Here is a 13153-nt window from a genome sequence, read left to right as displayed (position 1 = left end):
ACAAGAGATGAACCGCTTTTTGCTCCTTCCCCGCAAGGTCGTCTCCCGGGCCAACATCTCGTTCGCCGACATCGTGGTCTTCCTGGGGTTCTTTGCCCTCCTCTATGGCACGGCAAAGGTGGGCTCAGGATTTTTCGAGGCATTCACCCCGCCCCACGACCTACCCCAGATCGACCTCTCGCCGAGATCCCTCCTCTACTACACCGCGCGGTCAGGCGTCCGGATGTTCGCCGCCCTGGCGATCTCCCTCGTCATCGCCTTGGCTTCCGGCTACGCCGCGGCCAAGAACAAGAAGGCGGAGAGCGTCATCCTGCCGCTCCTCGACATCGGCCAGTCCGTGCCGATCCTGGGGTTCTTGGCCGTCACCGTCGACGGGTTCATCTCCCTCTTCCCGGGCAGCGTCTTCGGCCTGGAGTGCGCTTCGATTTTCGCCATCGTCACCTGCCAGATGTGGAACATGGCGTTCTCGTTCTACTTCTCGGTCAAGACCCTGCCTAAGGAGCTTGACGACGCGTCCCGCGTCTTCCGGATGTCGAAGTGGCGCCGGTTTGTCTCGCTGGAGGTGCCCTACAGCATGACCGGCATGGTCTGGAACGCGATGATGAGCTTCGGGGGCGGCTGGTTCTATGTGACCGCCAGCGAGGCGATCCAGTACAGCCAAAAGAAGTACTACCTGCCCGGCATCGGCTCCTATGTCGCCAAGGCGTTCGAGGTCGGCAACGTCGGCGCGGTCGTCTGGGCGTCTCTGACCATCATTGTCGTGATCGTCTGCGTCGACCAACTGTTTTGGCGGCCGGTGATGGCATGGGCCGAAAAGTTCCAGGCGCAGCCGAGCGCCGCGGGCGAATACACGTCATGGGCACTCGACCTCCTCCGGGCCGCCCAGATCCCCCTCTGGCTGAACCGAAGGCTGCGCCGGATCCGGTCCGCCCTCTTCCAAGTCACCCTGCCGAAGCTGCCGTCCATCCCTAAGTTCAAGAGCCGCAAGAAGCAGTTTCTGATCAGTGGCGACGTGCTGTTCGGTGTCGTGGTGGGCGGGACAATCGTCGCCGCCCTGTTCTTGGGCACGAGGTACCTCCAACAAGAACTGCCGGTCCAGGAGCTTGGCGTGGCGGCCCTGGGTGGTCTGGCGACCTTACTCCGCGTGGCCGCCCTCCTCGCCCTCGCCAGCGTCATCTGGACTCCGGTGGGCGTCTGGATCGGGTTCAACCCCCGGGTCGCCCGGCGGATCCAGCCCGTCGTCCAGATCCTTTCCAGCTACCCGTTCAACTTCCTCTTCCCCGTCATCGCGTTCGGCTTGGACAGCGTCGGCGTCCATATGTCTCTCACCGCGACCGTCCTCATGGCCCTGGGTTCGCAGTGGTACATCCTCTTCAACTCCATCGCCGGAGCCGTCGAGGTACCCCAAGAGCTGCGCCAGATGGCCGACTCGTTCGGGCTCAAGAAGTGGCTCCTGTGGAAGCGCCTCATCATCCCCGCCATCTTCCCCTCATGGGTGACCGGGGCGATCACCGCCACCGGCGGGGCCTGGAACGCCAGCATCCTTTGTGAGATCGTGATGTGGAAGGACAAGACCTTGGCCGCGCCCGGGCTGGGGACCTACATCACCACCGCTACCGCCGCGAACGATTGGCCGCGCATCGTGCTCGGTGTCATGCTCATGTGCGTGATCGTCGTCGCCATCAACCGCCTGGTCTGGCAGCGGCTCTACGACTTGGCGGAGACGAGGTACAAGATGTCATGAGAGGCGCGACGCCGGCGACGACCCAGGCCGAGCCGCTGGTCCGGCTGGCCAACCTGACCAAGACCTTTCCCCGTCCCGAATCTGGCGGTTCTATCCAGGTTCTCGACAGTCTCGACTTGTCGATTTCCACCGGGGAAATCGTCGCCTTGCTCGGCCGTAGCGGCAGCGGCAAGAGCACGATGCTCCGCCTCATCTCCGGTCTCATCCAGCCCACGTCGGGCAGCATCATGAGCTCGGGCAGGGCCGTGACCGGCCCCAACCCCGATGTCGCGATGGTCTTCCAGAACTACGCCCTATTCGACTGGTTGACCGTCACCGAAAACGTCGAGATCGGCCTCGAAGCCAAGCGGGTGCCCCCCCGCGAGGCCCGCAAAAAGGCCCTTGAAGCCCTGAAGCTGGTCGGGCTCGAAGGCTTTGCCAAGGCATATCCCAAAGAGCTGAGCGGGGGCATGAAGCAACGGGTCGGGTTCGCCCGGGCCTTCGTCGTCGAGCCGCGGGTGATGCTCCTCGACGAGCCCTTCAGTTCCCTCGACGTCCTCACCGCCGAAAACCTGCGCGGGGAGATCGCCGACCTGTGGGAAGACGGGCTGTTTCCCGCGGAAGCCGTCCTGATCGTGACCCACAACATCGAAGAAGCGGTGATCCTTGCCGACCGCGTCGTGGTCATCAGTGCGAACCCTGGCCGTGTGCGGGGCGAAATCCGGATCACCCTGCCGCGCCCCCGGGAGCGGACCGCGCCGGAGTTCCGCGCGATGGTCGACCATATCTACACGATCATGACCAACCCCGAGCGGTCGGTCGCTCCGCCCCAGCCGCCTGCTCCCGCACGCGAGGGCCACATGATCGACTCCACCGCCCTGCCCCACGCCCGTCCCGGCGCCCTCAGCGGCCTTCTCGAACTGGTCGAGGAATATGGGGGGAAAGAGGACGTCGCCAGCGTCGCCGAGCGCCTACGTATGGAGGTGGACGAGCTCCTGCCGATCCTCGACACCGCCGTCCTTTTGGGATTTGCTGAGGTTTATGAGGGTGATGTTATCCTCAACAAGATCGGCGCCCAGTTTGCCAACGCCGAGGTGGAGGAAGCCCAGACGATCTTCCGGGACGCCGTCATGCAGCACGCCCCCATGGTGCGAAGCATCTATGAGGCGATGCTCGAGGACAAGGCCGGGCGGCTCGCCGCCGACATCGTGGTCGAAGTCCTTGACGAGTCGTTCAGCGAAGAAGAGGCCAAGGAACAGTTCGACACCGCGATCAACTGGGGCCGCTACGCCGGTCTCTTCGAGTACGACAGCGACACCGAGGTGATCTTTGTGCACGACGAGACCGAAGCGATGGAGTGAGCGGGGTCAGTCCCCCCGCTGGTTCAGGGCAAAACTCGTCTCGACCCGCCGGATCGTCCCGTTGCTGGACTGCATGAGGATCGACTCGGTGCGCGCGTAGTTCCGCGTGAACCTGACGCCACGCAGGAGGTCGCCCGGGGTGATGCCCGTGGCGGAGAAGTAGACCTTTCCGCGGGCCATGTCCGCGGTTTGCAGGACGCGGTCACAATCGCCGTCCATCATCTTCTTGGCCCGTGCCTTCTCCTCATCGTTACGGAAGATCAGCCGGGCCTGCATCTCACCGCCCGTGCAGAGGACGGCCGCGGCGGTGATGACACCTTCTGGCGCGCCGCCGGTCCCCATCAGACCGTCGACTCCAGACTCGGGGTCGAGCGCGGCGATGGCGACGGACAGGTCTCCGTCGGGGACCAGGTGGACCCGGCAACCCGCGTCCCGGAGTTCCTGGATCAGGGCCTCATGGCGGGGCCGGTCAAGGATACCGATGATCAATTCGTCCACGTCTTTGCCCAGAGACTTAGCCATGAGGCGGACATTGACCCGCGGGGGCAAGGTGATGTCGACGACGCCGGCACACTCTGGGCCGACGACCAGCTTCTCCATGTAGCAGTCCGGGGCGTGCATCAAGAACCCTTCGCCCTCGATCGCCGCGGCCAAGACCGAAATCGCGTTCGGCGTACCGTTAGCACAGAGGTTGGTGCCTTCCAAGGGATCGACCGCGATTTGGACGCTGGGTCCGTCTCCGCTACCCAGGCACTCGCCGATGTAGAGCATCGGCGCTTCGTCGCGTTCACCTTCGCCGATCACGATCGTGGCGCACATCGCCATGTCGTTCAGCTCCCCTCGCATCGCTTCACAAGCGGCTTGGTCGGCCTCGTCGCGGCGGCCCTTGCCCACCCAGCGGGACGCGGCCAGGGCGGCCGCCTCGGTGACACGAAGAAAATCGAGATGTCGGTCTTGATCCACGTTGATCCTCGACGGCACGGCCACCGCTGGCCGCCCGTCCCTTCCATTATTGGCTACTCGGGGACGTACCATTGGTCAGGCGGCCCTCAGACGTTCGCGACGGCTCCGGAGGACATCCATCGCGTCAGTGGTCGTCGCAGTTGTCTCGGTGACAGTCATCAATCGCCTCGCGAGGGCCCCATAGCACGCCGTCGCCTTACCCTGACAAAACCTTCCCGTGTTGGCGAGCGTTCCCGACTCGGCGCTGTTCGAGACCGATCCCAGGCGAGATACGGTGACGCTCGCGTACTGGGCGACGGTCTTGCGGAAGTTGGCGGCGACTTCGTCAGCCACGTCGGCACCGACCCGGTTGAGGACAAACCCCATCGGCGGTTTCAAGGCGTCACGCCAAGCCTTGACGGCCTCCAAGGCCGCGTAAAGCGAAGCGGCGTCGCCGTCCGACACGAGAACCACGTCGCCTTCGCCGGTCCACCAGCCGGCACCATGGTCACAGGCGGGCAGGTCGACGACGACGAGACCGTCGGCGACGGCCGCCTGGGCGTCGTTCACCGCTTGACGCAAGCCGGAAGGGTCAGAGCCGAAGACGGTCAAGTTCTCGACCCTCGCCCAATCTCCGTCGGCGGTCGTGACCCAGGCCGTGGAGGTGCCGGCACGGGCGGCGGCGGCGGCGACGTTCCCCGACACCGTGGTGCGTCCGACCCCGCCTTTTTGGTTGGCGAAGAGCACGGTTCTCACTCTATGACACCTTCTTCCATAGCTTGGTGACCATCCCGACAAGGCCTGGCCCCGACCGGGCCGCCGCGTCCATCGCCAACCGTGCCGAGGACGCGTCGGCGTGCGTGTATGCCGCCCTGAGTGAACGCACGACGTCCCCGATCGGGGCCGGTCGCGTCTCGACCATGCAGTGCAGGGCTTGGGATATCTGCCCCACTGCCCCATGGTCGATGGGGTCGGCGACAAGGCAGACCAACTTCTCGTCTTCGAACCGGAGCGGGAGGGCGAGGGCGGCCACGGCGAGTGCCATCGGTACCCTGGCGATGACCTCGGGGTCCCACTCGACCGACTCCGGCACCGGCTCCATCTCCTGTTCGTCCACCAGCGTGACCGGCTCGGCGGGCGGTTCAAAGTGGGCGTCCTCGTCGACCATCGGGATGCCGGAGATCGGCTCTGGCTCGGCCTTCGGTTCCTCAAACGCCCCGCTGGGGGCACTGAGGCGCGCGTCGTTCTCCAGCATCTGCTGGAGCGCGTCCACGCCGAGGATTTTTAGGTCGCCTTGGTCGGTTGGGCTGGGTGCCTCAGGCTGGGACGGGGCCCCCAGGCTCTCCGACTGGAGGACGAGCCGCTGGATCTCCTCCAGCGACATCGGGGCGTCGGGGTCGTCCTCGGCGGCAGGCGTCTCGGTGGCAGGTTGGGGTGCTTCTATGCCAACGCCTTCGCCAGGTTCGGGGGTCACCGGGTCGGATGCCTGGACCTTGTCGAAGAGCGCGGCGATGTCGGCGTCAGACATCGCGCCGTCGTCGGGGATCTCGACCGCCGTCGGGGCAGGCTCGTCAACCTCCCGCACCTGGCTGACCAAGTCGTCGATTTCTACCGTCGAACTGGGCTCACCGGGGTTCACGGTCTGGTCGACGACCGTGGAGGCTTGAGATTCAAGCTGGTCTAGGTCGATGTCCGCCCCTGCCGTCGCGTTGTAGGCGTCGATCTGCTCCTGGATGTGAGGGTATCGCTGGTGCAACTCGGCTGTCAGTTGCGCGACTTCCTCCTCAGACAGTTCCAGTTCGTCGGCTTCGACCGGCTCTTGTTCTTCCAGGTCGACCGGGTTCAGGAGTGCCGCCGCCAGTTCTTCTTCCGAAATTTCGGGAGGCAAAGGGCCAGCCCCGCCGACTTCAACATGAAGCACGGGCGTCGTGTCAACTGCCTGCACCTCGACGGACGGCTCCGCGATCGGTTGAGGCTGTGGCTCGGGAAGGCTAGACATGGCGTGGCCGAGGACCCTTCATGGAATCATCGGCAGTTCCGGCCTGACATTCCACCACTCGACACCAAATTTGAACCTGACGCCGGGCCCGTAGGAAAAATTGGTGAAGCGAACCCGTAGTCTTACGGGTATCTTGATATACGGAGCGGCACTGACACAGCTGGCTCTTGGAGGAGGACACGAAAATGAAAAAGATTCTCTTTGTGACGATCGCGCTGGCTCTGGTCGGCGGAATTCTTGCTGGCTGCAGCGAGCCTGCCGCCGGTGGTGACAAGGCTGCGGCCGACAAGGCGGCACCTGCCGGTGACAAGCCGGCTGAGTCCAAGTAATTCCGAACAAGAACTAGCGACTTGCCCCCCTATCGGCTTGCCGGAAGGGGGGCTTTTGCTTGGCGCCTATTCCAGGTCACCGTACTTGACGACGTTCGACAAGGGGGCGTCGGAAGCGACGACGCCGCCAAGCAGGCACCCGACGATGTCGCCTTTGACTTGGATGTCTGCTCCCGGTAGCACGACGGAGTCTCTGATCGTGCCGCAAGTGACCCGGGCACCGGCCCCGACCACCACATGTTCGGCCGCGTCACCCTGCACGACAGCGTCCGAAGCGACAAGCCGACCGTTCTTTGTCAGGAACCGGCTCGTCTCCAAAAAGCTCGGTAGCGTCCCCGTGTCAAACCAGTCGCCCTTGTAGACCCCGGCGAGCACCTCTTGCCCTTGGTCGACCAAGGTCTGGATCGCGTCGGTGATCTCATATTCCCCCCGCGCGCTTGGCTGCAAGTCCGGCAAGACGTCCCAAATTTGGGGGCCAAAGACGTACATCCCCGCCATGGCGAGGTTAGACTCCGGCACGGGGGGCTTCTCCACCAACTTGACGATCCGGTCTCCGTCCACGTTGGCGACGCCGAACCGACGGGGGTCGTCCACCTCCTTCACCAGGTTGAGGTTTGCGCATCCTCGATCGCGAAACATCTGCACGAAGGGGGCAAGCGGCTCGCTGTAGATCGCGTCACCCAGGTAGAGGATGAAGTCGTCGCCCGCGACAAAATCTTGGGCAAACCCCACCGCGTGGGCGAGGCCCTTGGGGTCCGGCTGGCGGACAAACGCCAGGTCTAGGCCGAACGCAGAGCCATTGCCAAGCGCCTCCCGCATCGCCGGCTCGTTTTCGCCGACGACGACGGCGACCTCGGTCACCCCACACTCTTTCAGTTGGTCAAAGGCATAGGCCAAGGTCATCTTGTTGGCGATGGGGAGAAGAGGTTTGGGGACTGCTTTGGTGACCGGATACAGCCGCGTGCCCTTACCGGCTGCAAGAATGACGCCTTTCATGAGTTGACGGTAAAGAGTTTGGCACGTCGGTCCGCCTGGCACGTTGGTGATGCTACGATTGAACTGTGTTCAGGAAATCGCACGCATGGATGCTGGCGACCCTTGTTCTATGCGGTTGTGCCAGGAAGCCCCCTGTCCCCTATGTGACCGTCTTTAAGGAAGAGGAGCCCTACATTCCGAAGGCTGGGTCAGGTAACGCTTACGACGACTATCTGATCGCGGCAAAGACGACCGCCGACCTCGTCCCCAAGGAAGACCGTCGCCGCAACTTCACCTCCGGCTTTAAGGTGAAGATGGTCTCGACGCTGTCGCCGGTCCTCGAATCCGTTTCCAAGGCCACCCGACACCCATGCGACTTCGTCTACCGGGCCCACGGGCCGTTCAAAGTTGACACGGTGAGAGAAGACTGGTTCCTGATCGGGCGGGGGTTTGCCTGGAAAACCCAGGCGCTGTTCGACGCCCGGGAGGATGCAGCGGCCATTGACTTGGCCGTCAGCGGCCTTCGCTTTGCCTGTGACCTCACGAAGGGCGACGTCGAAGACGCTTCCGTCGGCTACGGCGTCTTTTCCCAAATCCGACAGGTGGTCCGCGACCACCAAGAGGAACTGAGCCCCGACCTCTTGGTCAAGCTGTCGCAAGGCGTGTCGGACGCCTTGAAACGTTGCGGGGACGCCGCCGAGGTCATCGACCATCAGGAACAGGCGATGCTGGCCGCAGTCCAGACGGTGAAGGACTCCTACCGCGACAAAGAGACGACCAAACTCGAAGACCTCCTCTACAAGGACTCCCACGACGCGGTCACCTACCTGCGGAACCTCAAAGATGAGGACCGGCCCGCCTACTTCGCCGCCTTTGCTGAAGAGGCCCACACCACGGCGGCGTACGCCAAGAGCATCGCGGCCCAGACCCCCAACCAGCGAAAGCCCATCACCTTCCCCGACAAGCAGAGCCGACCGTGGAAGCGCTTCAGCCAGCACTTCTTCTCGCCCGTGTTCACCTACCTGGACCTGCGCGACAAGTTCCTCGCCTCTGCCCGGCTCTGGGCCGTAGACAGCCGGTGCCGGGCCGCAGCCCTCCGTGGCGACGCCCCGGCCGCGATCGACCACCTGGGCACAATCGCCGTCGACCCGTACTCCGGCAACCCGTTCGTCTACTACGCCGCGGGATCGGACTACAAGGTCTACAGCGTGGGCAAAGACGGTCGCGACGACGGCGGCCACTCCGATGACGGATACCAACCCGACATGCCGCCCGACGCCGTGTCCTGACGGTCAGTTGCGGGGAGTGTCCGCGCTGGCGAAGACAGGCACCGCGACCCGGCTCGGGCGCCACACGTAGCCGACCAAGTCTTCGACCGTCACCGTCTCGGTGCCGACCGACGTCGGTCCACCAGGCAGGTATTTGGTCGTCTCCTCGCTCACGACCAACGCCCCCGCGTCGGCGGCCTTCTGCATGTGCGCGGCGACGTCGATGACGTGGGCGAAGTTGACTTGGGTGACGTCCTTTCCCGGGGCCAAGACGCTCCCGGTGTGCAGGCCCGTCCTGAGTTCGATCGCCTGCCCCGTCCGGTTACGGAAGGCGTTGAATTCAAAGAGGCCCGCCATGATCGCCTTTGCTGCCGTGAAGCCTTGGGCGGGGTTCTCGAAGGCGGCGGTGACACCGTCACCAGCCGTCGAATGGATCCGGCCGCCGTTGCGGTTGACGATCGTCTCGACAAACCGGTGGTATTCGGTAAAGGTGAACTCGACCGACAAGGGGTCGGCCAGCACCTTGAGCTTGGTCGAGCCGACGATGTCGGCGCTAAGGAACGTCACAAACCTCTCGTCAGACTTCAGCTTCTCGGTGATCTCCAAGAGTTGCTGGAGCATCTCGTGCCGCTCCTTGCTGGGGTCCCGCAGGCCCAGCACCGAGCGGTTCTTGCCCAACATGGCGTGCACGGTGAAGCCGACAAGCGCCCCACCCAGCAGGCCGACGACGAGCATCGCAGGGTGCAAGCCCATCAAGGCTCCCGCCGGCATCCCCGTGGCCAAGAGCATCGGACGGACCAAGGTGTGGACGAACAAGACCAAGGCGGTCGTCAGGGTCCAGACCCCACCGGACACCGCACCGGCCAGGGCCGCCGTCCGCTCGTGGCGACTGATCGCCGCGTTCCAGATGGCGGCGACCAGACCGACGAAGACAAGGCACCCCAGAAAGCCCGAGTTGTCTTGGGTGACCATCGACCATGCGGACAAGAGCCCCATCGCCCCGCCGACGACGCCCCCCATTGCGTACCGTCGGACGTCGGGGTCGAAGGCGAGGAAGCTGTTCTTCAGCCGCTGGACCGGGCTGGTCTTTTGCTCCGCCTCGGGCAGGCCCCGGACGGCCAACCTGACGTATTCCAAGGGCGCACCAGTGGCCTCGGCGACGGCCGCGACCGCTTCGTCGTCGAGTTCCCCGCCCCGGACGGCGCGCAGACGTGAAGCGAGCGCCAACATCTCGTGGATGCGGTCGTCCGCCAGCACTTGCTCGGTCGCGCGGGTGATTTCGTCGGGGGCCACTGTCGACAATATTCTACTGTCCGTGCCGTCCGGGAGTTACATTCTTAGGAACCGCATCCACTGGGCGGAGGAGGCGGTCCGTCGGCCAACCGGGGCACGATCATCGGGGCAGGCAACGCGTTGTTCCCGCCCGCCAATGTCGGCAACGCGGCCAGGCACGTCGTCCCAAAGACCGAGTAGTCCTTACCCTGGTAGCTCAGGGCGCTGAAGTAGGTGTCGGGGATCGTCGCGCTCTTGAGGGTGATCCACTTGGCGTTGGTGGGGCAGACCGCGGTGAAGGCCCCCCCCGCACCGGTCAGACAACCACCCACCCGGTTGAGGTTGTTGTCGTAGATGTCTACTTGGACATACACCAACCCGGTCACACCGTTAGACGACATGACTTTGCCACTGACGCTCGCCGTCCCCCGGGCGACACGGCAGTCCTGAGTGAGGGTTTTGACGGTCCCACTGACGGTCGATTGGGCCGACACTTTGAAGTTCACGTTGGGGTCGACGGGAACCTGCATGATGCCGGTGCCCGAGATGGACGCCGACCCCGTGCCCTGCAGGGTCCAGTTATGGGCGGAGAGGACCGACCGGCTTCCGACCAAGTCGTAGTTGACGTATTGGACGGTGTAGGACGAACCGGCCGTCAGGTTGAGTGGATCGACCTGGGCGCCGTTCTGGCCAAAGAACTCCAGGTACTGTCCGGCGACAGGAATCGCGCCACCACCGCCGCCACCGCCGCCGCCCGAACTGGTGGAAGGTCCGCCGCCACCGCCACCACACCCCAGGCTGATCCCGACGACCACGGCGAGCACCGCGGCCAAGACACTGTTGCTCCAAGTTTTCAACGTCTGATTCCTTTTGGCGCCGTGGCGCGACACTGCACCCGGTAGACGATGTCCGCGGGTGCTTCCGTTCGGCTATTGTAGCTGGGCGACGGTCACGCCTTCGCCCCCTTCTTGGGCGTCGGCCAAATGGAAAGAACGCACCGCCCGGTTCTGGCGCAAAACGTCTTGGGTGACCTGCCTCAAGACGCCCTCGCCCTTGCCATGGACGATCCGGACGCTGGGGGCCCCGGCCAAGATCGCCTCGTCCAAGAACTTCTCCAGGGTCTCGATGGCGTCCTCGGCCCGCATGTGCCGCAAGTGGACTTCACGCTGGACGGTCTGGGCCCTTTGCAACTGGTGCGACGTCCCCTGCTTCTTGATCTTGGCCGGCGTGTTCTCGACAGGTGTCAACCGGTCGACGGTCACCGTCATTTTCAGCGCTCCCATCTGGACAAGGACGTTGCGTCCCTTGGGCGCCTCAAGGACGACGCCCTTCCCCTCAAAGCCCGTGACCCGGACGGTCATGCCCGGGCTGATGACGGCCGGAGCCCGCGGCTCGGTCTTCGGCGGGTTGGGCCGCATCTCTCGCACCGCGCCCTGGCCGACCTCTTGGACGGCCTTGAGCCGTTGCCGGGCCTTGTCCAAGTTCTGCTGGCTCGGGTCACGCTTGACCGACTCGAAGACGTCCGCCGTCTCCAGACGGATCTCGCGGAGGACCTCCTCCAACTGGTCGGCCGCCTGCTCGCGGACGCGGCGCCTCGTCTCGTCGGCCCGGGCAATGCGCTCCTCGGCCTCCTTCTCCACCTGGCGCAGACGGTTGGCCAAACGGTCTGCCTCGCCCTGCGCCCGCTGGGCGAGGCGTTGGCTCGCCTCCAACTTCTCGATCATCCGCGCCACGTCAAGGGCCTGCTCGCCGAGCCCTTCCGTGGCGTCCTTCACCACGTCGGGGGGGATGCCGTACCGCTCGGCGATCTTGAGGGCATGGCTGGAGCCCGGCGTTCCCAGCAAGAGGTGGTAGGTCGGACGGAGCGACTTGAGGTCAAACTCCATCGCCGCGTTGACGAAGCCCGGCTGGTTTGTCGCGAGGACCTTGAGCTCGCCGTAGTGCGTGCTTGCCATCGTCTTGGCCCCACCACGCTGGAACGCGACCAGAAGGGACCGGGCCAAGGAAGCCCCCTCGGTGGGGTCGGTGCCAGCCCCGACCTCGTCCAACAAGACCAATGCTCCGCGCCGGAGTCCTTTCAGCGCCTCCGCGATGTTCTTGATGTGGGCGCTGAATGTCGAGAGCGACTGTTGCAGAGACTGTTCGTCGCCGATGTCGGCCCATATCTGGGTGAAGCATCCGAGCTTGCACTCAAAGGCGTCGACCATCATGCCGGCTTGGGCCATCGCCACCGCCAGTCCGACCGTCTTGATCCCGACCGTCTTGCCGCCGGTGTTAGGCCCGGTGATGAGGACGGTGTCGTTGTCGTCGCCAAGGCTTAGGCTCAGCGGGACCGCGACCGCCGCGTCGAGCAGGGGATGTCTTGCCTTGGTCAACCGGATGGAGTGGTCCGGACCCCGGGTCGGCAGACATCCTTCGATGTCGGCCCCGAACCGGGCCCGGGCAAACAGGACGTCAAGCTCAGTCGCCGCGTCGAGGCCTGCCTTGACCGCATCGACCTCGTCACCGACGACCGCGCTGATCCGGGCGAGGATCCTCTCCTCTTCGGCGCGCTCCGCCACCTCGGCCTCGCGCACCTGGTTGCCCGCCTGGACGACGTCGTCCGGTTCGAGATAGACCGTCTGGCCGCTCGCGCTGGTGTCGTGGACGATGCCCTTGATCCGGCCCTTGTACTCGGCCTTCAGCGGGACCACCAGGCGCCCGTTCCTCGTCGTGTGGAGCGGGTCGCTCAACCATTCCCGCGTCTTGCCGCTGACGTAGCTCTGGATCCGTTCTTGCCCGCGCTGCACGGCCTGCGCCTTGCGGCGGCGGGCCGCGGCGAGTTCGGGGCTGGCGTCGCTCAGGACATGACCGTCGGACTCCAGGCTCTTCTCGATCAGGGCGACGATGTTGGGCAGGTCAGGGAGGTCATCGGCCAGGGCCTGCAACAGGGGGAGCCCGTCGGCCTCGGCGACCGATTTGCGCGCCGCCCCCATCGCCTTCAGGGTCGTCCCGACCTGATAGAGGCTCCGACCGTCGCAGACCGCGCCCTTACTCGCAATCGTGACCGCCGCCCGGACGTCCCGCACTCCCATGAGGCTCGGCAGGCCCGAGTTCCGCAAGGTGTCGGCCTCTCTGGTCTTGTCCAGTTCGGCCCAGACCTCGTCGGCGTCAAATGAAGGCACCGCGTCCCCGGCCCGGGCCCGGCCAAGGTCGGTCTCGCAAGCGGCCACCAGGCGAGCCACGACCTTGCCCCATTCCAGGACGGCGAGTGCGTGCTCCACGGCTCCATTGTGACGCGGCCC

General features: G+C 64.9%; 11 protein-coding genes. 4 read left to right on the top strand and 7 right to left on the bottom strand.

What is annotated here, in order from left to right; all coding sequences use genetic code 11:
• The first annotated feature begins 7 nt into the window (after positions 1–7).
• Together KF857_09515 and KF857_09510 are read left to right on the top strand one after the other, a co-directional pair.
• The gene (locus KF857_09515) at positions 8–1744 is read left to right on the top strand and encodes an ABC transporter permease subunit (protein ID MBX3112235.1); all 1737 of its coding nucleotides are present in this window, start codon (positions 8–10) and stop codon (positions 1742–1744) included.
• A complete protein-coding gene (locus tag KF857_09510; protein ID MBX3112234.1) occupies positions 1741–3084 on the top strand; it encodes a nitrate/sulfonate/bicarbonate ABC transporter ATP-binding protein in 1344 nt (447 codons plus the stop codon). The genes KF857_09515 and KF857_09510 overlap by 4 nt, the downstream gene beginning before the upstream one ends.
• 6 nt (positions 3085–3090) lie before the next feature.
• Here KF857_09510 and glpX read toward each other — a convergent pair whose 3' ends face one another.
• Genes glpX through KF857_09495 form a run of 3 tightly spaced genes read right to left on the bottom strand, consistent with a single transcriptional unit; the run spans position 3091 to position 6025 of the window.
• Positions 3091–4119 (bottom strand): class II fructose-bisphosphatase, encoded by a 1029-nt coding sequence (glpX, locus tag KF857_09505; GenBank protein MBX3112233.1) that lies wholly within the window; start codon positions 4117–4119, stop codon positions 3091–3093.
• A gap of 3 nt (positions 4120–4122) precedes the next feature.
• Positions 4123–4782, bottom strand: a complete 660-nt coding sequence (locus KF857_09500; GenBank protein MBX3112232.1) for a hypothetical protein — start codon at positions 4780–4782, stop codon at positions 4123–4125.
• A 1-nt stretch (position 4783) separates the two neighbouring features.
• Positions 4784–6025, bottom strand: coding sequence for a hypothetical protein (locus KF857_09495; protein MBX3112231.1), 1242 nt, complete (start codon positions 6023–6025; stop codon positions 4784–4786).
• 185 nt (positions 6026–6210) lie between these two features.
• Between KF857_09495 and KF857_09490 the strand changes: the two genes are divergently transcribed.
• Positions 6211–6354, top strand: coding sequence for a hypothetical protein (locus KF857_09490; GenBank protein MBX3112230.1), 144 nt, complete (start codon positions 6211–6213; stop codon positions 6352–6354).
• 66 nt (positions 6355–6420) lie between these two features.
• Here the strand turns inward: KF857_09490 and KF857_09485 are convergent, their stop codons facing one another.
• Positions 6421–7350, bottom strand: coding sequence for an NTP transferase domain-containing protein (locus tag KF857_09485; GenBank protein MBX3112229.1), 930 nt, complete (start codon positions 7348–7350; stop codon positions 6421–6423).
• A gap of 65 nt (positions 7351–7415) precedes the next feature.
• Here KF857_09485 and KF857_09480 point away from each other — a divergent pair, with 65 nt between their 5' ends.
• The gene (locus KF857_09480; protein ID MBX3112228.1) at positions 7416–8618 is read left to right on the top strand and encodes a hypothetical protein; all 1203 of its coding nucleotides are present in this window, start codon (positions 7416–7418) and stop codon (positions 8616–8618) included.
• Positions 8619–8621: 3 nt separating this feature from the next.
• On the opposite strand, the gene KF857_09475 is transcribed toward KF857_09480, so the two are convergent.
• The 3 genes from KF857_09475 to KF857_09465 all read right to left on the bottom strand — a co-directional run bounded on the left by KF857_09475 (position 8622) and on the right by KF857_09465 (position 13132).
• Positions 8622–9890: an adenylate/guanylate cyclase domain-containing protein gene (locus tag KF857_09475; GenBank protein MBX3112227.1), complete on the bottom strand. Its 1269-nt coding sequence runs from the start codon at positions 9888–9890 to the stop codon at positions 8622–8624.
• Positions 9891–9934: 44 nt separating this feature from the next.
• Positions 9935–10726, bottom strand: coding sequence for a hypothetical protein (locus tag KF857_09470; protein MBX3112226.1), 792 nt, complete (start codon positions 10724–10726; stop codon positions 9935–9937).
• Between the two features lie 72 nt (positions 10727–10798).
• Positions 10799–13132: an endonuclease MutS2 gene (locus tag KF857_09465; protein ID MBX3112225.1), complete on the bottom strand. Its 2334-nt coding sequence runs from the start codon at positions 13130–13132 to the stop codon at positions 10799–10801.
• Between the last annotated feature and the right edge of the window lie 21 nt (positions 13133–13153).

This window comes from Fimbriimonadaceae bacterium (genome assembly GCA_019638795.1).
Taxonomy (GTDB): Bacteria; Armatimonadota; Fimbriimonadia; order Fimbriimonadales; family Fimbriimonadaceae; genus JAHBTB01.
Note: the sequence above shows the minus strand (reverse complement) of the source record. Positions and strands in the feature narration are given on the sequence as shown.